The organism is Nocardia africana NBRC 100379 (genome assembly GCF_001612635.1).
Taxonomy (GTDB): domain Bacteria; phylum Actinomycetota; class Actinomycetes; order Mycobacteriales; family Mycobacteriaceae; genus Nocardia; species Nocardia africana.
This window is the reverse complement of the sequence record NZ_BDAV01000004.1, coordinates 1-24,402: the sequence shown is the minus strand read 5'-3', so window position 1 is coordinate 24,402 and position 24,402 is coordinate 1. Positions and strand designations below refer to the sequence as shown.

The window sequence follows — 24,402 nt, the reverse complement described above, 5'->3', positions numbered from 1 at the left end:
TTGCACACTCACGGCCTTTTAGAGGTGTCATGTTTGTGTCTCCAGCACTGAGTCGTCTGGCTGGGGCGGATCGTCCGAGTGAGCTACGAAAGCACTCGCTTGCGTACGGCCGCGGTCTGTTCGAGCCGGGCTTTCTGTGGAGCGTCGTTGCGAATCGCGCGGAATCCGTTCTGGCCGAGCGGGTCTTGATTGTCGGAGAGAATGGCGAGCGGGTAAGCGCGGCGGATGCTGTGGTTCGCGCGGAAAGTCTTGCCGCCGCCTTACACGAGGAGGGAGTGCGGGAGGACACGCGCGTCGCGTGGCGGGCTGGAACTGGTGTCGATGCCCTGCTGATCATGCTGGCGCTGGCGCGGCTCGGCGCGGTGCAGATTCCGTTGGGGGAGAACCTGTCCGACCGACGGATGAGAGCCGCTGCGTCGGCAGCGGCGGCAGAATATCTCTTGATCGATGAACCGTGCGGCAGCACAACGCATCCGGTGCAGAGGTCGGGTTCGTGCGGAGCGGCCAGAGTCCTCAGGGTGAGGACTGATGCGTGTGTCGCTGCCAAGGGCCTGCCCGCCTACCGGTCCAATGATTGGACCCCGCGTTGGTTGTTCGTTCGCTCGGGGCGAGGGCGCACGGCAGTTGTGAAGCACACGGAACTCTCGTTGAGTGTGGCTGCTCGCGGACTGGTCGGCAGCCGGCTCTGCGACAGACCCGGCAGCGTGGGCGCAATCGTGTTGCCGTTGACCGAGGTGTCAGGCGTGGTCCATGTGGCGGCGATGTTCGCGGCCGGAATGTCGGTGGTGGTGCTGCGCAGCTACGAGGCTTCGCACGCGGTGGGAGTTCTGCGGTATGTCGACGCCGCGACGGTGAGTGGTACGGAAAGGCTGTGTCGTGGCTTGCTCGAGTTGCAGCGCGCCCTCCCGCGAGGCAGCGAACTGATTCCGGCGCTGTGCCGCTTCGTCGTTGTCGGGGATCCGAGGTCGAGTGAGCTCGAGCGTGAGGCGAAACGAACGTTGGGTGTGACGGTCACCTATGTCTACGGTCTGCCCGAGGCGCCGACGATATGCGTCGGTGCAAGCGGCGGTGGCTCATCGCATCGCGGAGCGACAACTGTCGGCCCACCGATACCCGGGATCCGAGTACGGATTGCCAAGAACGGGATGGAGGTTCGCACGGGCGTTCATGGGGAGATTCAGCTCTCGGGCCCCGGGCTGTCGTGCGGATACCTGGCCGCCGAGGACAACGCCTCGGCATTCACCGACGATGGCTGGTTCCGGACCGGTGATCGGGGAAAGCTGGCCTTCGACGGGAGCATCGAAGCGGTGTCCTTCAGGCGGGGATCAGGTGCAGGGGAAGGCGTTCGAAGCGGTGGATGATGTTGTTCACCGCCCGTTCGGCGTAGCCGACGACTTCGATACGGGCGACGCGGTCGATCAGTGCGCGCAGCATGGCCTGGGCTTCCAGACGAGCCAGGCCCTGTCCGGCACAGCCATGGGTGCCGTGCCCGATGCGTAACCGCGTTGCCACCCCGACCTATCAGCCCGACCTGTATTCGCGGGCGGCCATCCTCGACCCGTACCCGCACTACGCGCGATTACGGGTCCTGGGTCCGGCGGTGTGGTTGGCCGAGCAGCGCGTCTACGCGGCCGGATTCGCGCTGCCGCGCGCCTTGCCCGCTCTGATGCGACTCGTCGGCCCCGACCGACTGCTCTACGGCAGCGACTTTCCCTTCACCCCGGATTGGGCGGTGCAGGGACTCGCCGAGGCACTCGCCTCGACCACGGTATTGAAACCCTCCGAACACCGGCTCATGCTCCGTGACAATGCCTTGGCGCTGTTCCCTCGGTTGCGATCCCCGCACATACCCGAACCGGAAACCGCATCGTGAACATCGCCGTGAACTCGACTGCGGCGGTGTGGCTTTCGAGTTTGCGCAGGTCATCCCGTTTCGCGTGACGTCCAGGTCACCTGCCGTTCGACACCGAACCGGTGTCGAGCGCAACTGCATCGAGCTTTGCCATGAACGCCTCCGCCATCAGTGCGATGGCATCGGCGAGTTCGTTCATCTCCTCACTCATCGATCGACCGGTCTCGGCTTGTCCGCCAAGGAAGGCCCCGTCGATCCCAGCCATGCAGAATCGCTCGAATTTGTCGGCGATCGCCTGTGCGATCTCTGGCCCATGGTCGCGGAACGACTCCCGGATCATGCGGTTCACGTGGCTCCGACCCTCGCGGCGCACGCTCGCGATAGTGTCTGCAACCTCCGCGTCGCCCGTGTCCTCCCCCTCGCTGAGGATGAGCAGCATGTGCAGCCGGAGAAACTCCTCTCGCTCGGTCAGCACCCCGGCTGCGCGATTGAGGAACCAGCTCAGCCGCTCGCGGGGCGTGCCACTGACGGGCGGATTCGTATGCGGGTCGCTCAACGCTTGGAAGAAGTCCTTCATGCCCGTTTCCATCACCGCCGAGAGCAGTCCACTCTTGGTGTGGAAGTGGTGGAGGATCACACTCTTTGCCAGCCCGATCTCGGTGCTGAGGGCTGACAGCGACGTGGCCGCGTAACCGCGCTGCCCCATGACCCGAGCCGCGGCCTCCAGGATCTCTTTGCGGGACTGCCGCCCTCGCCGGTTGCTGACTCGCTGCCTCTCCACGTGCGAATTGTAGAGCGGCCGTGCCGATCCCCGGATCTCGCGCTCCTGGCGCACCAGCACGATACCCCGCGAAACGGAACCGAATTCCGCGCTGCGGAATTCGCGCGGCAAGGGTTGACGGAGCGACCGGAAGCTGTGACGCTTCTCACGAACTTATCGACCGATTGGTCGAACAATGGAGGAGTGACGCATGCCTGACCACTTCGATGCCGATGTCGCGATCATCGGCTATGGCCCGACCGGTCTTGCGGGAGCCCTCACGCTGGCTGACAAGGGCGCGAGTGTAGTTGCGTTCGAGCGCGATACGGACATCTACGCCCGCGCTCGTGCGGTGACGATCAACGACTGGACGATGCGGATCTTTCAAGAGCTCGGGATCGACGAGCGCGTCGAGAAGGTCATCGAGCCGGAGAACAAGCTGCGGTGGGTGACCTATGACGGCCGAGAGATCATGCGTGTCCAGCATCCGCCGTCCGAGTTGGGTACACGCAACACCAAGCCGCGCTTCTTCAACATCTACCAACCGGCGATGGAGGCCGAGCTGCGTCGCTGCGCCGAAGAATACGACGCCCTCGACGTGCGGTTCGGTGCCGAGGTGATCGGCGTCGACCAGGACGAGAACGGGGTCACGATCACTGCCCGCGACCGCGAGACGGGTGAAGAGACGAGCACCCGCGCTCGCTACGCGATCGCGGCCGACGGCGGCTCCAGCCCGACGCGCAAACTGCTCGGCATCCCGATGCTCGGCGATACCGCGCCGACCCAGTGGATCGTCATCGACTGCAAGGCCAAACGGTACTGGCCCGACAGTGATTGCCCGACATTCTGGTCGGACTCCGAGCACCCTGTCGTCGACATCTCGCTCTCCGGCGGCCACCACCGTTGGGAGATCGCGCTCAGGCCCGGTGAGACCGAGGCCGACTTCCCCTCCACCGCCGAGGTGTGGCCGCTGCTGCACGCGCTGGGCAAGTCCGAGGACGACGTCGAGATCGAACAGTATGCCTTCTACCACCACCACGTCCGCGCCGCGCAGACGTGGCGCCGAGGACGCCTCTTCCTCGCCGGCGACGCGGCCCACCTGATGCCGCCATGGGCCGGGGCCGGCATGCAGTCCGGCATCCGCGACGCCCACAACCTCGGCTGGAAGCTCGCGCGGGTCCTCCGCGGCGAGCTGGGCGAAGAGTGGCTGGACACCTACGAGGCCGAGCGACGCCCCAACGTCGAGTTCTTCACCAACATTGCCATCCAGCTCGGCCGGGTGATCATGCAGGAAGCGTCGCCGGAGGAAATCGAGGCAATGGACGCCGTCCCGGAGAACACCGTGACGCCGCCCGAACAGCCGATCTTCGCACCTCCGGTGTTGGAAGCGGGCTGGCTGCGCGGTGAAATCGGCGACGCGAGCATCGTCGGTCGGATGCTCCCGCAGCCCCACATCGGCAACCACGTCGGTGCCCGCGCCCGCGTCGACGAGTTGATCGGGCACGGCTTCGTCCTGATCGGCGCCGAGATCGACCCGGCAACCCTGCTGAGCGCCGAGGAGAAGGCCGAGTGGGATGCCCTCGGCGCGACGTACCGCACGGTGCGATCCAAGACGTCCCACACCGAGGGCCCCGACGACCTTGTCGACCTCGAGGACGCGCTTCTCCCATGGTTCGAGCGGTACGGCGTCCGGGCGGTCGCGGTTCGTCCCGACAAATTCATCGCCGCAGCCGACAAATCCGGCCTCGCGGTCCCCGCGCTCTGAGAGGAGAGAACGATGACTGGAGTCGAGGAGCTCGCCTACGTCGTCTACGAGGTCAGCAAACTCGCGGAATGGGAGCACTTCGCCGCCAACCTGCTCGGCATGCAGGTAGCCGACAAGAACACCGACTCGATCAGCTTCCGCACCGACGACAAGGCCTACCGCTGGTTCTGCACCCAGGGTCCGGCCGACGACCTCGCCGCCACCGGCTATGAGCTCGGCAACGATGCATCGCTCGACGCGATCGTCGAGAAGCTCCGCGGCGCCGGGGTGGAGGTCACCGAGGGCGACGCGGCCCTCGCCGCCACCCGCAAGGTCGACCGCATCTTCATCACCGAAGACCCGATCGGGAACAGGATCGAGCTGGTCACCGGCTTCGCCGACGCCGACACTCTGTTCCACTCCGACAAGATGCTCGGCACGTTCGTCACCGGGCAGGGCGGAGCCGGTCACCAGGTATTGATGTCCAAGGACGTGAGCCGCGAGGACTACCTGGCCTTCTATCTGGACCTGCTCGGCTTCAAGATCAGCGATTTCATCGTCGAGGAACTCGCGCCCGGAATCTTCGCCGACGTCGTGTTCCTGCACTGCAATCCGCGTCACCACACCGTCGCCTTCGGCAACATGCCGAACCCGAAGCGCACCCACCACTTCATGATCGAGGTCAGCGACATCCGCGACGTGGGCCTGGCCTACGACCGCTGCATGGATGCCGGACAGCCCTTCGAGATGACGCTCGGCATGCACCCGAACGACCGCATGTTCAGCTTCTACGTCCGCACGCCGTCGGGCTTCTCCGTCGAGTTCGGCTGGGGCGGTCTGCTCATCGACGACGAGACCTGGGAGGTGCAGACCCTCGGCCAGTTGAGTGCCTGGGGACACCGCCCGCCCGAGATGGTCCACGCCCTGCTGGGCCAGGCCCCGTTCACCAACACACCCCCGGAAGGTGCCCACTGATGACCCTCATCGAGGCGGACGTCGCCAAGGACGTCGATACCAAGTCCTGGACCATCCACTACAACGAGGCCGGCCCCGCCGACGGCCATCCGGTGATCCTGATTCACGGTGGCGGCCCCGGCGCCACCGGTTGGAGCAACTACAACCCCAACATCGAAGCCATCGCCGCTGCGGGCCTCCGCGTCATCGCCCCGGACCTTCCCGGTTGGGGAGCCTCGAGCGAGGTCGACTTCTCGACCTACGACCAAGTGCAGGCGGTCTGCGAGCTGCTCGACGCCCTCGGCATCGAGAAGGCGGCGTTCGTGGGCAATTCGATGGGCGGCCACACGTCGCTGCGGATGGCCATCGAGCACCCGGACCGGGTCACACACCTGATCACCATGGGTGCGCCCATCCAGATGAAGCCGATCTTGTTCGGTGCCGGCGGCGGACCTTCCGAAGGGCTCAAGATCATGGCTCAGACCTGGTCGGACTACAGCCCCGAGCAGATGAAGCGGCTCGTCGAGATCATGGTCTTCGACAAGGAGCGGTTTGCTACCCCTGAACTGTGTCGGCAGCGGTCCGAGGCAGTGGCCAAGCGTCCCGAACACGTCGCCAATGTGCTCGCGGCCGCACCGAAGGCACCCATCACGATTTGGGTCGATCCCAACCGTCTCTCGGAGATCACGGCCCCCGCGCTACTGATCCACGGCCGCGACGACCGGGTCGTCACGTTCGAGACCGCGCTCGTACTGGCGGCCAATATTCCCGACTCGCGGGCGCACGTCATCAACCGCTGCGGCCACTGGGCGCAGCTCGAGCACGCCGACGAGTTCAACCGCCTCGTGGCGGACTTCGTCCGCCACCACTGAAGGGGGCCGAGGCCACTCCTCGTCGTACTGCTTGTGCACACCAGAAACCGGAGGTCCTTGTGATCAAGGTGCAGACGCTCAACAACATCGCGCTCGCGGTTCCCGACCTCGATCAGGCCGAGGACTTCTACCGCGACCGCTGGGGGCTGGCGCCCGTCCGCGGCGACGGCGACGCGCAGCGTCGCTATTTCCGTACCGTGATCTCGACCCATCACGGGCTCTCCCTCGAGCAGGCGCCCGCCGGCGCCACTCGGGGGGAGCTGGTGCACGTGTCCTTCGACGTCGGGACCCGTGTCGACCTCGATGCAGCGTTCGAGGAGGCCGTCGCCGCAGGCGGCCAGGTGGAACGTGAGCCGGGGGACGCGGTCGGGCCCGGGCACGAGGCGAGCGCTGCCGTTCGCGACCCCGACGGCAACCTGGTCCAGTTGCTGTACGGCGCGGCTGTCACAGAGGAGAGCCACCGTGCGCGGATCGTCGCGCCCCGCAAGCTCGGTCACGTCGTGCTGAACACGCCGCAGCGCGTGGTCCTCGAGCGCTTCTACGGCCGGCTCGGCCTGCGGGTCAGCGACCGGACCGCACGCGGCATGTCGTTCCTGAGGTGCAACCGCGATCATCACAGCCTTGCCGTCTGCGACTCAGAACGGACCGGGATCCAGCACATCGCATTCGATGTCGTCGACATGGACAACGTCATGACGGCCCTCGGCGCGCTGACCCGGGAAGGGACGCCCTGCGTGTGGGGTCCTGGCCGACACGGGCCGGGAAACAACATCTTCACCTACTACGCCGACCCGGCGGGCGTGTTCGTCGAGTACTACGCCGAGCTCGAGCAGGTCGAGGAGGAGGTGGACGGCCCTGTGGAGCCCATCTTCTGGGGCGAGGAATGGAAGGGCGACACCTGGGGATACGCCGGTCCGCCTCCTCCGAACTTTACGAAGTGAAAGAACAACATTCGATGGAACACGAGGCAGTGACGATGACTGACGCGAAGGGCGGCCGAGTGATCACCGCATCCGAGATCGGCGGGGTGTACGGGATCATCCCGACACCCGCGCTGCCGGGTGCCGACCGGATCGATGCCCGGAACACGGTGGATGTCGAGGAGACAGCGCGACTGGTCGATCAGCTCGTGCGTGACGGCGTCTCCGGCATCATCGCGCTCGGGACGACGGGTGAGTGCCCGAGTCTGAGCGAGGACGACTTCGATGTCGTCGTCGACACGGTCGTGGAGGCTGCCGGCGGCCGGGTGCCGACATTCGTGGGCGCGACGGGCTCGGGTGGCCACGGCACCGCTCGTCGACTGCGAAAGGTCGCTGAGTCGGGAGCCAGCGGTGCTCTGCTCGGCCTGCCTATGTGGCAGCCGCTGACCACCGCGATGGCGGTGGACTACTACGCCCAGATCAGCGAGGCGTTCCCGGATCTTGCGGTCATGGTCTATGCAAACGCCCGAGCCTTCCGCTACGCGTTCCCGGTGGAGTTCTGGGAGGGCATCGCCGACCAAGCCCCCACGGTCACTTCGGCAAAGGTGTCGAAGGCACCCGATCTGGAGCGCATGCTCGAAGTAACCGAGGGAATGGTGAACTTCCTCCCCAGCGACATGGTCGTGCACGACTTCGCGCAGCGAGCCCCTGCGACCACCACGGGCTGCTGGGCCACCGCCGCAGCGATGGGACCGGAGCCGTCGATCGTGCTGATGGAGGCGCTGCAGACAGGTGATGCAGCAGCCGTCGAGAAGGCGGTGGCCGACATCGCTTGGGCCAACGAGCCTGCGGCCCACCTGTTCGCCGACCAGGAGCTCTTCGCGTCCTACAACCTGCAAATCGAGAAGACCCGGATTGCCGCCGCGGGCTACTGCCGGCCAGGCCCGATCCGGCCGCCTTACAACCACCTGCCCGCGCCATACGCTGACGCATCGCGCGAGTGCGGGGAGCGCTGGCGCGCGCTGCGTGCCCGCTTGACGGACGCGGTCACCGCGTCCTGACGATCCGAATCACGACGACGAACCTGACGAGGCAAAGAACCCATGTCATCCTCCATAACGAGCACGTCGCCCTACGAGTCGGAGTACGCACCCCACCAGAAGACGCTGGCCGCGATCCGGTCGCGTGACTGGGGTCTGCTCATCGACAACGAGCTTCGCCCGGCCGCGAGCGGCGCCAGCTTTGCAACGATCGATCCGGCGACCGAGCGGCCATTGGCGGAGGTCGCCGACGGAGGTGCGGCCGATGTCGAGGCCGCCGTCCGATCGGGGCAGCGCGGCTTCGAAAGCTGGCGCCGGTACTCGCCCCAAGGGCGCGCGGCCGCGGTGCGCGAACTCGCTGGGCACATTCGCGCGAACGCCGACGAGCTCGGTCTTCTCGACGCGCTCGATGGCGGCAGCCCGGTGGCCTCGATGCGCAAGGACGCCCTCTGGGCCGCCGACATGCTCGAGATGTTCGCCGACTGGGCCCTGATGATCAAGGGCGAGACGTACCCGGGCGCCGGGACCGGGTTGCACTACTCGCGCCCCGAACCGTACGGCGTCGTGGGCCGCATCATTCCCTTCAACCACCCCATCTTCTTCGGAGCCGGCAAGCTCGGCGCACCACTGATGGCCGGTAACGCCGTCATCCTCAAGCCGCCGCCGCAGGCACCGCTGTCGGCGATCCGACTCGGTGAACTTATCGCCGAGGTCCTGCCCCCGGGCGTGGTCAACATCGTCAACGGCGCCGGCCCGGAGCCGGGAGTGGCAATCGCCGCCCACCCGGAGATCGAGCGCATCGCGTTCATCGGCAGCGAGCGGACCGGCCGCGACATCCAGCGGGTCGGCGCCGGGGCCGGAGTCAAGCACGTCAGTCTCGAACTGGGTGGCAAGAACGCCATGGTCGTCCTCGCAGATGCCGACATCGAGGCCGCGGCCCAGGGCGCGGTCTTCGGCATGAACTTCACCGCTACTCAGGGCGAGTCCTGCGGGTCGAACTCCCGGCTACTCGTCCACCGCTCGATCGCCGACCAGGTGGTCGCACGGGTGGTCGAACTTGTCGAGCAGATCAAGGTCGGCGTGCCGGTCGTCGAATCGACCGACATGGGCGCGTTGGTCTCGCGCGAGCACTTCGATCGGGTCAGCGGCTACATAGAGGCCGGGCGCGCCGAGGGTGCTGTCCTCGCCACCGGCGGCGGACGACCCGACCACCTGCCGGAGGGCCTCTTCATCGCCCCGACGGTGTTCGACAAGGTCACCCCCGACATGCCGATCGCGCAGGAGGAGATCTTCGGGCCGGTCCTGTCGGTGCTCACCTTCGACGACGATGACGAGGCGGTCCGCATCGCCAACGGTGTCCGGTATGGACTGACCGCCAGTGTGTGGACGCAGGACGTCGACCGGGCACACAGGTTCGCCGACGATCTCCAGGCCGGATATGTCTGGATCAACCACTCGTCGCGCCACTTTCCGGGCCTCCCCTTCGGCGGCATCAAGGCTTCGGGCCTCGGCAAGGAGGAGAGCCTCGAGGAGATCATCGGCTTCACTCGATCCAAGACCGTCAGCATCCCGCGCAGGGGGCATTGACGATGCTGCACCACGTAATCGAGCTCCGCTTTCACGAGGGCACCACCGACGAACAGATACAGCGGATGGCTCACGGCCTGCTCAGCCTGCGAGACCAGATCGCCACCATCCGGTCGATGAAGATGGGCACAGATCTGCGAATCCGGCCCGACAACTTCGAGTTCGCCTCACTCATCGAGTTCGACGACGAGGCCGGCTACCTGGAGTTCCGGGACCACCCGGCCCACCAGCAGTGGGTGCGCGATCAGGTCCAGCCGATCATGGCTCAGCGTGCCGGCGTCGTCTTCCTCAGCTCGTGACCGCCGCGCTCAGCCAGACTCACGCGAAGGAATTGACAGCATGACCACCCTCGAAGGCACGCCGGTGGGCGATCTGGTCGCCGCCAACCACATCCTCGTCCGTCAGGGCGTGCTCGACTCGTTCGGCCACGTCAGCATGAGGACCACACCGGGCGCCGACACGTTCTGGCTCTCGCGCAACCTCGCGCCCGGATCGGTGACGGAGTCCGACCTGCTCGAGCACGATCTGAACGGTGACACAGACGACCCTCGGAGCCCCTATCTGGAGCGGTTCATCCACGCCGAGATCTATCGCCGTCGACCTGATGTGATGGCGGTGGTACACAGCCACTCGCCCGCCGTCGTTCCATTCAGCACCGTCGCGGTGCCATTGCGGCCGGTCATCCACATGGCCGGCTTCCTGGACCCGCAGCAGACACCCGTCTTCGAGATCGCCGATGTCGCCGGTGACGCCACCGACCTCCTCATCACCTCCTCGGAGCTGGGTGCCGCGCTCGCCGAGACCCTCGGCGACTCCTCGGTGGCACTGATGCGCGGCCACGGCTCCGTCACGGTCGGCGCTTCGGTGCCCGAGGCGGTCTACCGGGCGGTATACACCGAGGTCAACGCACACGCTCAGGCTTCGGCCCTCACGCTGGGAGAACCGCGCTACTTGACCGCCGGTGAGGCAGCGGCCTCGAACGAGACCGTCGGCGGTCAGGCAACCCGAGCGTGGAACGTCTGGCGCGCGCAATCCATCACGCCGTCTACCGGGCAGGTGTGACCTCGCCATGCAGTTCCATCACCACGGATACATCTCCGGCGACCCCCGGGTACAGCCTGCCGCTGGCGTCGGGCTGACCCGGCCGAGCGGCCTACCCGACACCGTCGACGTGCTCATCGTCGGCACCGGACCCGCCGGCATGATCACCGCGGCTCAACTCTCCCAATTCCCCGACATCACGACGCGGGTCATCGAGCGCCGCGCCGGCCGTCTCGAAGTCGGCCACGCGGACGGCCTCCAAGCCCGGAGTGTGGAGACCTTTCAGGCGTTCGGATTCGCCGAACGCCTGGCGGCCGAGGCGCACCATGTGACGGAATTCGCCTTCTGGCAGCCGAACCCCGCCGATCCCACGAAGATCGCCCGAGCCGGCCGGTCACTCGATGACCCGAAGGGGCTCAGCGAATTTCCGCACATCCTCGTCAACCAGGCACGCGTGCTGGACTATTTCGCCGAGTTCATGGCCAACTCGCCCAGTCGCATGAAGCCAGATTTCGGGCTGGAGTACATGAGCCACGAAATCGTTTCGGGCTCAAAGCATCCGGTGCTTGTCACCCTTGCCCATTCCGCCGGAGAGCGTGCAGGAGAGACGTTCGAGGTCGGTACGAAGTACCTCGTCGGGGCCGATGGCGCCCACAGCCGCGTACGCCGGTCGATCGGTTGCCGATTCGAGGGCCACAGCGCCAACCATGCCTGGGGGGTGCTCGATGTCCTGGCCGAGACCGACTTCCCCGACATCCGACTACTGTCGACCATCCAGTCGAGCACCGACGGCAACATGATGGTGATCCCCCGAGAGGGGGGATACCTGTTTCGCCTGTACGTCGACCTGGGCGAAGTTCCCGACGACGCGAGCGGTGTCCGGGCCACGCCCGTCGAGACCGTCATCGCGAAGGCCGACAAGATCCTGCATCCGTACTCGATCGACGTGAAGCAAGTCGTCTGGTTCAGCGTCTACGAAGTCGGCCACCGGCTCGCCGAGCAGTTCGACGACACACCGCGCGACCACAACGGCGACCGGCGCCCGCCACGGGTGTTCATCCTCGGCGACGCCTGCCATACGCACAGCGCCAAGGGCGGCCAAGGCATGAACGTCTCGCTCCAGGACGGCTTCAACCTGGGTTGGAAGCTCGGCCACGTCCTGGACGGGCGTGCCCCCGAGTCGCTGCTCTCCACCTACGACGCCGAGCGCAAGACCATCGCGAAGAACCTGATCGACTTCGACAAGGTGTGGGCGGCAATGATCGCCACACGCACCGACGAGCTCGCCGACGTCGCGGAGGTGCCGGCGTTCTTCCGGAGCACGGAGGAGTTCCGCACCGGATTCCGGACCGAGTACCCACCATCGATGATCGTCGGCCAGAAGACGTACCAGGATCTCGCGAAGGGGTTCCCGATCGGACAGCGCTTCGCGTCGGCCAAGGTCTCACGCGTGGCCGACACCAACCCGGTCCACCTCGGTCACCACGCCAGAGCCGACGGGCGCTGGAGGATCTACCTTTTCGCGGATGAGGCTGCCTCCGGCCATGATTCCGCTCTCGAGAACGCCGCACGGTGGCTTACCACGTCCGAGCACTCGCCGTTCGCGGAGCTTCCCGATGACGTCCGACCGAACGACTGGTTCGACCTGAAGGTCGTCTATCAGCAGGACCACCATGCCATCGAACTCGGTCGCGTGCCGGACATTTTCAAGCCGAGAGTCGGGCCGTTCGGCCTGGTCGACTACGAGCATGTCTACGCCGCGATCCCTGGCGACGACATCTTCGAGGCCCGCGCGGTCGACCGCGGTGGTGTCGTCGTCGTCGTGCGACCCGACCAATACGTTGCGCATGTGCTACCTCTAGCCGCGACCGATGAACTGGCCGCCTTCTTTGCGGGGCTGCGCCTTTGAGACCCGACGAAGTCGGAACGTGATTTTCGCGAGCGAGTTCTGGCAATCAGATCTGCATGTCGCGCCCGGCTCGGTCGAGTGTGTACCCGGCCCCAGATTGTGGCGTATCGCGTTGTCGCCGTTAACGCCGCGGTGGAGGCGATCGATTATCTAGCGACAGTGAGGCCATCGGGAGACGGGAAGCGAATGAACAGGACGACAGTTGTCGGGGCACGGGCCGTTGTTGCCGCGGCCGTGGTGTCGGGTTTCGCGACAGTGCTCGGCTCCGGTGTGGCCGGCGCTGCGCCGCAGGACTGTGCGGTATCGCGGGATCTGTTCGGTGCTACGGCGACGTGCCACGACGACGGACCCGTTGGCCGGGAGTACGCGCTGATCGTCGAGTGTTTCGGTCTGCACGGTATCCCGGGCGCGTTTCCGCTCATGGCCGTGGGCCCCTACGAGGGGTCGTGGAATGGTTCGTTCGGCCCGTCCGGTCAGGGCACGGCCTCGTGCCTGGGCCCGATGAGCGTGGGGACGGCGACGAACGCTTACGTGAAGATCTATCGGGAGTGACTGCATCTCGCCGGCTGCGCGAATGTTGGGGTGAACCACGGACTTACCGTCGCCGTGCCGCTGTGGGCGGGTCGTCGGGCGTCGATGTGAGCGAACCCATTCGGCATCGTCCGGGCAGGCGCGGGCTCTGACGCGCCAGCTTTATCCGTCGACCGCGTGTAGTTCGGCACGCTGTCTGGAGGTGCGAGGAGTCCGACGGGCTTCAGGCCGTTGATGTTCCGGGCGCGGCTTGGCCCGGTCCTACCTGGATGCCCACCACGCAGGTGTCGTCGTCGGTGTCGGCGTCGCTGTTGTCGAGGAGGTCGTCGAGGCGATCCGCCAAGCTGCCGGCGAATGCCGCCGATGTGGTGAGTAGGTGCTGCACGCAGTCGTCGAGGAGTCGGTCGCGGCGTTCGATGAGTCCGTCGGTGTAGAGCAGGAGGGTGTCGTCGGGTTGGAGTTGGAGTTCGGCTTCGTCGTAGGTCGTTTCCGCGACGGCGCCGAGGATCATGCCTTTGATTTCGGGCAGGCTCGTGGCGCGGGACGCGCGGATGAGAATCGGGGGAGGGTGGCCGGCTCGGGCCCAGCGCAGGACGCGGGTGTGGGGATCGTAGAGGCCGCAGACCGCGGTGGCGAGGATGTTCTCGGTCAGGTGGTGGGCGACGACGTTGAGCCAGGTGAGCATTTGGCCCGGGCCCGCGCCGGTGGCGGCGAGCCCGCGTAGCGCGTTGCGGAGCACGACCATGCCGGTCGCGGCTTTGATGCCGTGGCCGGCGATGTCGCCGACGGATACCAGGATTTCCTTGGTGGGCAGAACGAGTGCGTCGTACCAGTCGCCGCCGACGATATGGTCTTGCTCGGCGGGTTGGTATCGCACGGCGACGCTGAGTCCGAAGGCTTCGATCGCGGGCTGTTCGGCGGGCATGATCGCTTGCTGGAGTTGCCGCGCGAGCTGGCTCTGCTCGGCGGCGTGCTGTTCGGTGTCGGCGAGGCGGTCGTGCGTGGCCGCGAGCGCGACCTCGGTCCAGTGCTGTGGCGAGATGTCTTGGTAGGCACCGCGAATCGCGAGGAGCTGTCCCGCCGCGTCGAGTACCGGTTCGGCGACGATTCGAACGTGGCGGACTCCGCCGTCGGGGCGGACCAGGCGAAACGTGGTGGAGCCGGGGCGGTGGTAGTGCAGAAGGGTGCGAAGGAAGGTTTCGACAGCGTCGGTGTCGTCGTGGTGCGTGTGGTGTGGAAGCCGTGCGAGCGGGATGGGTGCGGCGGTGGATCCCAGTCCGTAGAGTGCGAAAAGCTGGCTGCTCCAGGTGATTTCGCCGGATGTTTGGTTTTCTTCGAACCCGCCGACGCGGCCCAACCGCTGGGCGTGCTGGAGTAGGGCGGCCAGTCGCGCTGTTTCGTCCTCTACCCGCCAGATCATGAGGAGGGCGTCGCCGTGGCGGCTGATACTGAGCGCGGCGGATACGGTCAGCGGGATCTGGTCCACCATTTCGGTGAGCGTGACATGATCGGCACGGTAGGTCTCGCCGGTGGCGAAGACGTGTTCCGTGCGCTCGAACAACCGGCCCTCTACCGACGACATCGGGTACGCCTCGTGCAACAGGGCGCCGATGACGAGGCCACGGGGGCGGCCGGCGGGGTCGATGAAGCGGCTGTTGACGTTGGTGATCCGAAAGTCGGCCAGTGAGCCGTTGTCATCGAGGTGGGGTAACAGCACCAGGGCGGGGTCGAACAAGCCGTCCGCCAACCGGATCAGGTCGGTGGTCTCCGGCTGGTCCGGCCGTCGTACCAGGTCGGCCAGGTCCGATTCCAGAGGATGAGCGCACAGTTCTGCCAAGGCCTCCAGCTGTCGCTGCACCTGGGGTGGTTGCGGCTCGAGCGGTTGTGGCCAGGACACTTCCAGGACGCCGAGTAGTTTTCCTCCCGCCCCGGCCGGGATCGCTGCCCGGCCACCGTTGCGATCGCCGATCGACGGAAGTCCGGACCGCTGAAGATCTTCCACCCACACCGTGCGGCGTTCGAGCAGTGCTTGCCGGGCCGGGGTCGCCACGCCGGGCGGAACGTAGCGCCACCGCTCTGCCTCCTGGGGGTCGACTCCCGCGAACCCGACGAGTGACAGTGAGCCATCGGTGTCGGCGGACCAGATCGCCACGGCTGTGGCACCCAGGGGCGTCAGGGCGTGCTCCAAGACGGACTCCGCGACGCGCTGGGTGTCGCCGGCCGCGAGGACCGCGCTCTCGGCGGTACGCAGCCGCACTGCCGGCGAAGGCTCACCGAGGGTGGACGTGCGCAGTAAGAACTGCGCCACGGTCGCGCTGACCCGGTCGTGAGCCGCCTGGTCGACGAGGTCGGCGGCCAGCTCGACGGGCGTGATGCCTGCTTGCTCGGCGAGTGCGTCGAGTTGGTGTGCTGCGTGCGCGGGTCCGCAGCTCAGTCGCTCGATCAGGATGCCCTTGGCCATCTCGATCAATGCGCGTCCGTCGGCGGCGGCCTGGGCCTGCTGGATCTGTTTTCGCAGCCGCTCCACGGTGGCGGCGAGACGATGGACTGCGGGTTCCGGTGCCGGGCGATCCGGTGCTCTCCCGGCGGGGACGCCCGGGTTGTCGATGTCGGTCATCAGGCATCCAGGAGGCGCTGGATGCAGGTGAGCAACAGCTCCGAGTCCACGGGTTTGGTGACGTAGTCGTTGGCTCCGGACGCGAGGCTTTTCTCCCGGTCACCGAGCATGGCCTTGGCGGTGACGGCGATGATCGGCAGGTGTTGGTACTGCGGCATCTCACGGATTTTCGTCATGGCCGTATAGCCGTCCATTCCGGGCATCATCACATCCATCAGGATCAGATCGGTCTCGGAGTGGGCGATGAGCGTATCGATCCCTTCGCGTCCGTCCTCGGCGTGCAGGACGTGGATGCCGTGCAATTCGAGGATGCTGCTGAGGGCGAACAGATTGCGGGCATCGTCGTCGACGATCAGCACGGTCCGCCCGGCCAACTTGCCGTCGAATTGCTGTGGAGCGCTGGCTGTTTCGTCGCGTCGGACCAGCGGGAGCACGTCGCCTGGCGCCTCGGCGGCGACGTGCAGGGCGATTCGTTCGCGCAGTTCGTCGAGGCTGGACAGCAGCTCGAGCGACGGCCGCGTGGCACTGCTGTGCAGCAGCTGTTCGGTGCGAGCGTCGATCCGGCGCAGGTGGGCGAGTACGGGGACACTGCTCGATCCGGAGTCCTCGTTCATCGTTTCCAGTAACCGCAGGGCGGCGTTGTCCGGCATATCCAGTTCGAGTACCACGCAGTGGAAGACCTCGGCGGCCATCGCCGCTGCTGCCTCTTCGACCCCCGCCGCGGTGACGATCTGGACGGGGCCGCGCGGGTCGTTGCTGTCCGCGAGATCGGCGACCGCGTTCTGCGCGACCAGCGCCAGCAGGCCCTGGGGCCGTTCTTCCACCACGAGCAGGCGTCGCTGTTGCTGCGGTGTGGCGGGTGCGGATGTCGATTCCGGCCGGTTCTCGGTCTGCTGAGTGTCTTCGCCGCCCTGGTCCGGAGCCTCCAGGAAGTCCGGGCGGGCGACCGGCAGGTACAGGGTGAACGTACTGCCGTGGCCGAGCGTGCTGTCGGCGGTGATCGCGCCGCCGAGCAGGTAGGCGATCTCGCGGCTGATCGACAGGCCCAGGCCGGTGCCGCCGTACTTGCGGCTGGTGGTGCCGTCGGCTTGGTGGAATGCGCCGAAGATCGACTCGAGTTGATGGTCGGCGATCCCGATTCCGGTGTCGATCACACGGAATGCGATGGCCTCGCCGTGGCGGCGCACGGCGCCGGGTAGCTCGCTCGTCTCGGCCGGCTCTATCCGCAGTTGCACGGATCCCGCCTCGGTGAACTTGACCGCATTGGACAGCAGATTGCGCAACACCTGCCGAAGACGCGAGTCGTCGGTGAACAGTTCGACGGGCAGGCCCGGGGCGGTGGTCACGCGGAAGGCGAGACTTTTCTGAGTGGTCATCGGCCGGAAGGTCGCCTCGACGTATTCCAGCAATTTGCGCACCGGCACCCGCTCGGGCGCAAGGTCCATCTTGCCCGCTTCCACCTTGGACAGGTCCAGGATGTCGTTGATCAGCTGGAGCAGATCCGAGCCCGCGGAGTGGATGATTCCCGCGTACTCGACCTGCTTGGGCGTGAGGTTTCGACTCGGGTTCTGGGCCAGCAGCTGCGCGAGGATCAGCAAACTGTTCAGTGGGGTTCGCAGTTCGTGGCTCATATTGGCCAGGAACTCCGATTTGTACTTCGAGGCGATCGTGAGCTGTTGGGCGCGGGTTTCCAGCTCCTGGCGCGCTTGCTCGATCTCGAGGTTCTTCGCCTCGATATCGCGGTTCTGTGCGGCCAGCAACGCGGCCTTGTCTTCGAGTTCGGCGTTGGACCGCTGCAACTCGTCCTGCTGGACCTGCAATTCTGCCGACCGGGTCTGCAGCTCGGTGGTCAGCCGCTGCGACTCCACCAAGAGCTCATTGGTGCGGGCGTTGGCGATGATGGAATTGACATTGACGCCGACAGTCTCCATCAGCTGGTCGAGGAAGTCCCGGTGAATCGGGGTGAACGGGTGCAGCGAGGCCAGCTCGATCACGCCGAGGACCTGGTCTTCGACAACGATCGGCAACACCAGCAGATCGACCGGTGCGGTCTGCCCCAGACCGGACGAAATGGTGAGGTAGTCGCCGGGCACGTCGTTGACGGCGATCGTGCGGCGGCTGCGCGCGGCTTGTCCCACCAGCGACTGTCCGAAGGCGAACCGCGCGGGTTCCCCTGGCACACCGGGGTTTCCGTAGGAGCTGATCTGCCGCAATTCGGGTTGTTCGTTCGTGTCGTCGGCGAGGTAGAAGGCGCCGAACTGGGCGGAGACCAGCGGCGCCAGTTCGTTCATGATCAGCTCGGCCACGACGTGCAGGTCGCGCTGGCCCTGCATGAGGCTCGAGATGCGCGCCAGATTCGTTTTCAGCCAATCCTGTTCTCGGTTGGCCTTCGTGGTCTCGCGCAGCGATTCCACCATCGAGTTGATGTTGTCCTTGAGCTCCGCAACTTCCCCGGATGCCTCGACGGAGATCGAACGGGTCAAATCGCCTTCGGCGACGGCGCTGGTGACGGCTGCGATGGCTCGGACCTGCCGGGTCAGGTTGCCGGCCAGCTCGTTGACGTTCTCGGTGAGACGTTTCCAGGTGCCGGAGACTCCTTCCACCTCGGCTTGCCCGCCCAGGCGGCCCTCCGATCCCACTTCCCGCGCCACTCGGGTGACCTCGGCGGCGAAGGCGGAAAGTTGGTCGACCATGGTGTTGATCGTGGTCTTGAGTTCGAGGATCTCGCCGCGGGCGTCGACATCGATTTTGCGGGTCAGATCGCCTTGGGCGACCGCGGTCGTGACCTGGGCGATATTGCGAACCTGATTGGTGAGGTTGTTCGCCATCGAGTTGACGTTGTCGGTGAGGTCTTTCCAGGTACCGGCGACGTTGGGCACGTGGGCCTGGCCGCCGAGCATGCCCTCGGTGCCCACCTCGCGAGCGACGCGAGTCACCTCGTCGGCGAACGCGGACAGCGTGTCGACCATCGTGTTGATCACCCCGGCGAGCGCGGCGACCTCACCCTTGGCTTCCACGGTGATCTTCTGGCTCAGGTCTCCGCGGGCGACGGCGGTGGCGACCTGGGCGATCGATCGGACCTGCCCGGTCAAGTTGGAAGCCATGACGTTGACGTTGTCGGTCAGGTCTTTCCATGTGCCCGACACGCCCCGCACGGTCGCCTGTCCGCCCAGGTTTCCCTCCGTGCCGACCTCGCGGGACACGCGGGTGACCTCGTCGGCGAACGCCGAGAGTTGGTCGACCATCGTATTGATGGTCTCCTTCAGCTCGAGGATCTCACCGCGCGCGTCCACCCGGATCTTCTGGGTGAGATCACCGCGAGCGACAGAGGTGGTGACCTGGGCGATGGAGCGGACCTGTGCGGTCAGGTTGTCGGCCATCACGTTGACCGATTCGGTGAGGTCCTTCCACGTGCCGGAGACGCCTTTGACGTCGGCTTGGCCGCCGAGCCGGCCTTCGGTGCCCACTTCGCGGGAGACGCGGGTGACTTCGTCGGCGAAGGACGACAGCTGGTCGACCATGGTGTTGATGGTGTTCTTCAACTCCAGAATTTCACCGCGCGCGTCGACACGGATCTTCTGGGACAGATCGCCCTGCGCGACGGCTGTGGCGACATGGGCGATCGAACGCACCTGCGCGGTCAGATTGCCGGCCATGAAGTTCACCGAGTCGGTCAGATCGCGCCATGTGCCGGAGACGCCTTTGACGTCGGCTTGGCCGCCGAGCCGGCCTTCGGTGCCGACTTCGCGGGAGACGCGGGTGACTTCGTCGGCGAAGGACGACAGCTGGTCGACCATGGTGTTGATGGTGTTCTTCAACTCCAGGATCTCACCGCGCGCACTCACGGTGATCTTCTGGCCCAGGTCACCACGCGCCACGGCCGTGGCGACCTGCGCGATATCGCGCACCTGGCTGGTCAGGTTGCCCGCCATCGCGTTGACCGAGTCGGTGAGGTCCTTCCAGGTGCCGGAGACCTCGGGCACCTCGGCTTGACCGCCCAGGCGGCCGTCGGTGCCCACTTCGCGCGCCACCCGCGTGACCTCGGAAGTGAACAGCGACAACTGATCCACCATGCCGTTGAACACCGTCGCGATTTCGCCGAGCAACCCGTCGGCGTCGGTCGGCAACCGCGTGCCGAAGTCGCCGTCGCGTACCGCCGTCAACCCGGCCAGCAGCTGTCGTAGCTCGACCTGATCGGGAACGGGAACACTGGGGGCAGGTGCGGGCCGGGCGGACTCCGCCGTGTCGGTCATGCCAATCCTCGCTGTGTCAACCCGACTCGGACATCAATCCGAACGTCGGCCGCTGACCGGCGGTGGCTGTGCTGGCTTCTGAACACGAACGCACCAGTGAATCCTCGGACGATCAACCTATCACCTGGCGCGGTAGTACCGCGCCCGACGAGAAGACCCGGCCACAGCGACGCCTTCGCTGCCGGCGGTCATGATGGCTCGCTCGTCGCAATGGGGACGGCGAGGTGCAGGATCGTCCCGTCCCGGTGCACCTCTATCGTCAGCTGGGTAGCGACCCGACGAATGATCTGCATGCCGCGGCCTCGACTGGACGTCTCGGAATCCGGATCGAACTTCCAACTTCCCGTGTCGGCCACGACGATGTGCAGGCACCCCTGCCACCGCTCACCCAGGACCCGAACGAGTCCACCGTCTCCTCGGTGTCCGTGTTCGATAGAGTTCGCGCACGCATCGCATGCAGTCGGTCGGCGCGGGCCGGGAAGCCGATCTCGAAATCGGCAGAGCGCGAACGCGAAACGAACGCGTCACACGGACAATCGAGTTCCTCGATGCGGCCTCGATGCGTCATCGGATGCATCACTCCATTCGTCACGGCCGCCGTTACTCGGTAGTGCACCGAATTGCCGTGATTCGGGTCGCCAAACGGGAAAGTCGGTGTGGCGGTCCTCGACCGAGGAGGAGCGGCGCCCCGGCGTGGGCCGGCGCCGGTTCCCGATGTGAGGGGCTGAGTGCCGCACACAGTATGCTGGGCGTGATGAGACGGTCTGCTCGGTTGCAGCATGCGCGCGGCCTGGGAACCCACGACCATGTGTGCTGGGCTTATACGGGCATGGCGGAGTTCAAGACTCGTGCCGCCGAGTTCCTCGCCGATGGGTTGGACGCGGGTTGTCGCGTCCGCTATATCAGGCCGGGCACGGTCGGGGACATCGCCGAGGACTTGCGTGAGCTTGCGGGCTGGAGCGAGGCGTTGCGGGACGGACGTGCCGAGGTTGTGTCGCTTACCGACCTTTACGGCCCCGACGCGGTCCTGGACCCGTCCGGCCAGGTCCAGGCCTATGCCGAGGCGACCGCGCGAGCCGTGGCGGACGGGTTTCGAGGACTGCGAGTGGCGGTCGATTGCACGTCGCTGGTGAGCGATGCGACGCGGCTGGCGGCCTTCGCACGCTACGAACATCTGATCGACCGCTATATGGCCGGCCACCCGTTCTCGGCGCTGTGTGGTTACGATCGGTCGGCGGTCGAGGCCGGGGCGCTGGCCCAGCTGGCCTGCCTGCACCCGTGTACCGATGCTCGCGCGGCGGGGTTCCGGCTGTACGCTCCGCTCTCGGACAGTCACACCGTCGCTCTTGCCGGTGACCTCGACCTGGCCACCCGTGAGGTCCTCGCGCCGACATTGGAGCGATTCGAGGTGAAGCCCGAGGACGGCGAGCTGATCCTCGACGCCACCGGCGTGGAGTTCATCGACCATGTCGGGCTGACTCGGCTGGCGGATTGGGCGGCGGTGCGCGATGCGGATCTTGTCATCCGCACCCAGTGGCCCGGTATCGATCGCGTGATTCGGCTACTCGATATTTCCAACGTGCGAGCGGAGCAGCTCCTATGACGTCGACAACCCGCACGGGCCCGCGCGCAGGCGAGTTCGTCCACCCCGCCGTTTTCTATCGATCCGACGAGGATTACCTGGCTACGCTCACGCCGTTCATCACCGAGGGCCTGGAACAGCAGCATCCGATAGCGGTCGCTGTTCCCGGTCCACGGCTTCACATGCTGCGTGATGCCGTCGGATCTGCCGGCGAACACGTGACGTGGATCGATATGGCGCAGGCCGGCCGGAATCCGGGCCGGATCATCCCGGGAGTGTTGCGGCGATTCGCCGATGCCCACCCCGACCGGCATGTGCGCATCATCGGCGAGCCGATATGGCAAGGGCGCACCGCCACCGAATACCCCGCCTGCGCGCAGCACGAGGCATTGATCAACGCGGCCTTCGCCCGTCGCGACGTGACGATCGTCTGCCCCTACGACGCGACGCGACTCGCTCCCGACGCACTCGCCGACGCGTATCTGACCCACCCACTGGTCTGGGAAACCCACCGGCGGTACCGCAGCGATCGATACGACCCGGACAGCGTAGTCAGCCGATACAACCAGGAGTTGGTCGCGCCGCTCGACGCGACCGAACACCCCGTCGACAGATCCGCAGAGGTGACGGACGCCCGGCGATCCGCCACAGCCGAAGCCCGCCGGCTCGGCCTGGCCGAAGAACGAATCGCCGACTTCGAATTGATCGTCACGGAGCTGGTCACCAACAGCCTCGTCCATACCGCGGGGCCGTGCCGGTGGCGGCTGTGGCGCGAGGGCGACGACATCACCTTCGACGTGCGTGATTTCGGGCATGTGACCGATCCATTGATCGGGCGTCATCCGCCGGACCGGGACCGCTTCGGAGGCCGGGGTCTGTTCCTCGTCAACGAGCTCGCCGACTTGGTCCGCATCCACGCCACACCCGACGGCACCACCTGGCGGGTTCTGCTCCACGTCCATTCGCACTGAATCGCCGATACCCGGTCGGCGGCTTTGCCGCGCGTCGTCGGGATTGCCGTCGATCAGGAGGACGGAGCGGCGAGAGCCGTCGGAAGTTCGTCGTGAGTCGGCATCGTGCTGGACGTCAGCAGCCGGCGGTGTGTCGGTTCGGCTTTGGTTTTCGTGTCGGCGAGATGTCAGCGGGTACAACGCCGGTGAGATGTTTGCGCCGACCCGATCTCCGGCAGCCTCCGAGGCGATCCTCGGCGGGTGCCGCTTCTTTCATATCGAGGGTGCGCGCCCGAGCGGAAGGATCCATCGTGACAATCGACAACGGGTGCGGACCCCGGGTGCAGGCGCCGGCAGCGAAACGACCTTCGCAGGTGATGGGTGGGTTGTCGGCGTTCGACCGTTTCGCCACCGCGGCGTGCGGGGTCGCTTCGAGGGCAACGTTTTTCGCGTTCTGTGTGCTGCTGGTGCTGGTGTGGGTGCCCAGTTTCGTGGTGTTGCCCAGTCTGGACTCCTGGCAGCTGGTGATCAACACCGTGACCACCATCATCACGTTCCTTTTGGTGGCGCTGCTGCAGAACACGCAATCCCGCGCCAACGCCGCGGTGCAGCACAAACTCAACGCCGTCGCCGGCGCACTGGCCGATCTGATGGGTGAGCTCGGCGACGAGCATCCACGCCTGTGCCGCCACCGTGACGAACTCACCGCCGCCGTCGGCCTCGAACACCACGTCTCGGTCTCCGACTGACCGCCGATACCGCCGCGACGGCACTTCGCGTAACCGGCACTGAGGCCACAACAGCTTGCTCGACAGCGTCGATCGCGCTGCGGACCCGTTACAGCCTGCCGAATGCGGTTGCTCGGCTATCCGCACGGATGCCGGCCGTTGGTGCCCTCGGGGAGAGTCCGTCGTTCCCGCAGTTGGTGCAGGAATGCCGATGTGACCGGTGTCGGAGGGTGGTGCCGGGCGGTCGCGGCGCTGATCGCGCGGGTGAGAGCGGGGGTCAGAGGAACGGCGACCAAGCCGTAGCCGGTGGCGGTAATGGCCGCGCGGGGAAGGACTCCCACGCCCAGCCCGTGCTGGATGCCTTCGAGGAGGTATTGGATGCTCTGCGTTTCGCAGGAAATCTTGCGTGCGAGATGTGCTGCGGTGCAGGCGAGTTCGATATGGCGCACAGCAACGATTTACCTCAGCTTTCTGGGTGATCCGGATGACTGTGAGGCGCTGCTGCGGCCGCTGCGGGCACAGCCATTGGTGTCGGCAGCGGTGTCGACCGTCCCCGGCGTGCGATTGACCGGGGTTTTTGCCGAGCCGACACACCCGCATCCCTACCAAGGGGATTCGGTGGCCGCACGCGGGGCGAATCCGGATGCGCTCGAGACCGAGCTCGCGCATCTGGCGTCCCCACAGCGCCGAACTCCGGCCTTCGTCTTCGTCCATCATCTGGCGGGCGCCTTACGTTCGCCTGCCGCTCCGGTCAACGCGGTCGGTCATCGAGACGCCGACTATCTGATTCGCGCCATCAGTACCCCGGCACCGGGCTTCGACCCCAATACCCTTGCGGCCGAGCACGATCGTGGCTCGACGCGCTCGCGGTCGAACCCCTCGGCCGCATGGCCAATTTCATGTTCGCCGACACCGAGAACCGTGACCGTCTCGCCTCGTGTTACACACCAGCGGATTTCACGCGGCTTCGCACTATTGCGGGTCGAGCCGACCCGACCGGATTGCTCCACGCGAACCGCCACTCCCGAGGAGCACTTTGTGGGCATGGCCACCTTCTGAGGG

The 24,402-nt window shown here is 66.3% G+C and carries 21 protein-coding genes and 1 pseudogene; 16 read left to right on the top strand and 6 right to left on the bottom strand.

The window, feature by feature from the left end; genetic code table 11:
• The first annotated feature begins 35 nt into the window (after positions 1–35).
• On the top strand, positions 36–1,361 hold the full coding sequence (locus NA3_RS35700) for an AMP-binding protein (protein ID WP_167354953.1): 1,326 nt from the start codon (positions 36–38) through the stop codon (positions 1,359–1,361).
• Here NA3_RS35700 and NA3_RS35695 read toward each other — a convergent pair.
• Positions 1,315–1,512: a hypothetical protein gene (locus tag NA3_RS35695; RefSeq protein ID WP_308189496.1), complete on the bottom strand. Its 198-nt coding sequence runs from the start codon at positions 1,510–1,512 to the stop codon at positions 1,315–1,317. The genes NA3_RS35700 and NA3_RS35695 overlap by 47 nt on opposite strands.
• Here NA3_RS35695 and NA3_RS04030 point away from each other — a divergent pair.
• Positions 1,493–1,873 carry an amidohydrolase family protein gene (locus NA3_RS04030; RefSeq protein ID WP_062962225.1) on the top strand — a complete coding sequence of 127 codons (381 nt, stop codon included), beginning with the start codon at positions 1,493–1,495 and terminating at the stop codon, positions 1,871–1,873. The genes NA3_RS35695 and NA3_RS04030 overlap by 20 nt on opposite strands.
• A 76-nt stretch (positions 1,874–1,949) precedes the next feature.
• Here NA3_RS04030 and NA3_RS04025 read toward each other — a convergent pair whose 3' ends face one another.
• Positions 1,950–2,744: a TetR/AcrR family transcriptional regulator gene (locus tag NA3_RS04025; RefSeq protein ID WP_218021765.1), complete on the bottom strand. Its 795-nt coding sequence runs from the start codon at positions 2,742–2,744 to the stop codon at positions 1,950–1,952.
• A gap of 79 nt (positions 2,745–2,823) precedes the next feature.
• Here NA3_RS04025 and NA3_RS04020 point away from each other — a divergent pair, with 79 nt between their 5' ends.
• From NA3_RS04020 to NA3_RS03975, 10 genes are all read left to right on the top strand, one after another.
• Complete coding sequence (locus tag NA3_RS04020; RefSeq protein ID WP_062962224.1) at positions 2,824–4,377, top strand: bifunctional 3-(3-hydroxy-phenyl)propionate/3-hydroxycinnamic acid hydroxylase; 1,554 nt, start codon at positions 2,824–2,826, stop codon at positions 4,375–4,377.
• A gap of 12 nt (positions 4,378–4,389) precedes the next feature.
• Positions 4,390–5,331, top strand: coding sequence for a VOC family protein (locus tag NA3_RS04015; RefSeq protein WP_062962223.1), 942 nt, complete (start codon positions 4,390–4,392; stop codon positions 5,329–5,331).
• Entirely contained in the window at positions 5,331–6,182 is an 852-nt protein-coding gene (locus tag NA3_RS04010) for an alpha/beta fold hydrolase (protein ID WP_062962222.1), read from the top strand. Before NA3_RS04015 ends, NA3_RS04010 begins: the two co-directional genes overlap by 1 nt.
• A gap of 59 nt (positions 6,183–6,241) precedes the next feature.
• Positions 6,242–7,123, top strand: a complete 882-nt coding sequence (locus tag NA3_RS04005) for a VOC family protein (protein WP_062962221.1) — start codon at positions 6,242–6,244, stop codon at positions 7,121–7,123.
• 14 nt (positions 7,124–7,137) lie between these two features.
• Positions 7,138–8,163, top strand: a complete 1,026-nt coding sequence (locus NA3_RS04000) for a dihydrodipicolinate synthase family protein (protein WP_062962220.1) — start codon at positions 7,138–7,140, stop codon at positions 8,161–8,163.
• A 42-nt stretch (positions 8,164–8,205) separates the two neighbouring features.
• The gene (locus tag NA3_RS03995) at positions 8,206–9,729 is read left to right on the top strand and encodes an aldehyde dehydrogenase family protein (RefSeq protein WP_084491096.1); all 1,524 of its coding nucleotides are present in this window, start codon (positions 8,206–8,208) and stop codon (positions 9,727–9,729) included.
• 2 nt (positions 9,730–9,731) lie between these two features.
• Positions 9,732–10,028, top strand: a complete 297-nt coding sequence (locus tag NA3_RS03990) for a Dabb family protein (protein WP_062962219.1) — start codon at positions 9,732–9,734, stop codon at positions 10,026–10,028.
• A gap of 40 nt (positions 10,029–10,068) precedes the next feature.
• Entirely contained in the window at positions 10,069–10,791 is a 723-nt protein-coding gene (locus NA3_RS03985; RefSeq protein ID WP_062962218.1) for a class II aldolase/adducin family protein, read from the top strand.
• Positions 10,792–10,798: 7 nt separating this feature from the next.
• Positions 10,799–12,679 (top strand): FAD-dependent monooxygenase, encoded by a 1,881-nt coding sequence (locus tag NA3_RS03980; protein WP_062962217.1) that lies wholly within the window; start codon positions 10,799–10,801, stop codon positions 12,677–12,679.
• Between the two features lie 186 nt (positions 12,680–12,865).
• Positions 12,866–13,231 carry a hypothetical protein gene (locus tag NA3_RS03975; protein ID WP_227995054.1) on the top strand — a complete coding sequence of 122 codons (366 nt, stop codon included), beginning with the start codon at positions 12,866–12,868 and terminating at the stop codon, positions 13,229–13,231.
• Between the two features lie 202 nt (positions 13,232–13,433).
• Here NA3_RS03975 and NA3_RS03970 read toward each other — a convergent pair whose 3' ends face one another.
• The 3 genes and pseudogenes from NA3_RS03970 to NA3_RS39200 form a co-directional block, all read right to left on the bottom strand.
• Positions 13,434–15,827 (bottom strand): SpoIIE family protein phosphatase, encoded by a 2,394-nt coding sequence (locus NA3_RS03970; protein WP_062962216.1) that lies wholly within the window; start codon positions 15,825–15,827, stop codon positions 13,434–13,436.
• Positions 15,827–20,080, bottom strand: coding sequence for a HAMP domain-containing protein (locus NA3_RS03965; RefSeq protein ID WP_062962215.1), 4,254 nt, complete (start codon positions 20,078–20,080; stop codon positions 15,827–15,829). The genes NA3_RS03970 and NA3_RS03965 overlap by 1 nt, the downstream gene beginning before the upstream one ends.
• Positions 20,081–20,268: 188 nt before the next feature.
• Positions 20,269–20,517: pseudogene (locus NA3_RS39200) on the bottom strand (ATP-binding protein); the annotation flags it as partial.
• A gap of 317 nt (positions 20,518–20,834) precedes the next feature.
• Between NA3_RS39200 and NA3_RS03960 the strand changes: the two are divergent.
• The 3 genes from NA3_RS03960 to NA3_RS03950 all read left to right on the top strand — a co-directional run bounded on the left by NA3_RS03960 (position 20,835) and on the right by NA3_RS03950 (position 23,361).
• Entirely contained in the window at positions 20,835–21,683 is an 849-nt protein-coding gene (locus tag NA3_RS03960; RefSeq protein WP_062962384.1) for an MEDS domain-containing protein, read from the top strand.
• Entirely contained in the window at positions 21,680–22,633 is a 954-nt protein-coding gene (locus tag NA3_RS03955) for a sensor histidine kinase (protein WP_062962214.1), read from the top strand. The genes NA3_RS03960 and NA3_RS03955 overlap by 4 nt, the downstream gene beginning before the upstream one ends.
• Before the next feature lie 356 nt (positions 22,634–22,989).
• Entirely contained in the window at positions 22,990–23,361 is a 372-nt protein-coding gene (locus NA3_RS03950) for a low affinity iron permease family protein (protein WP_062962383.1), read from the top strand.
• 116 nt (positions 23,362–23,477) lie between these two features.
• On the opposite strand, the gene NA3_RS39195 is transcribed toward NA3_RS03950, so the two are convergent.
• Complete coding sequence (locus tag NA3_RS39195; RefSeq protein WP_062962213.1) at positions 23,478–23,789, bottom strand: LysR substrate-binding domain-containing protein; 312 nt, start codon at positions 23,787–23,789, stop codon at positions 23,478–23,480.
• Between NA3_RS39195 and NA3_RS36640 the strand changes: the two genes are divergently transcribed.
• Positions 23,719–24,399 carry a hypothetical protein gene (locus NA3_RS36640; protein ID WP_157126525.1) on the top strand — a complete coding sequence of 227 codons (681 nt, stop codon included), beginning with the start codon at positions 23,719–23,721 and terminating at the stop codon, positions 24,397–24,399. The two genes, NA3_RS39195 and NA3_RS36640, sit on opposite strands and share 71 nt — an antisense overlap.
• The last annotated feature ends 3 nt before the right edge of the window (positions 24,400–24,402 follow it).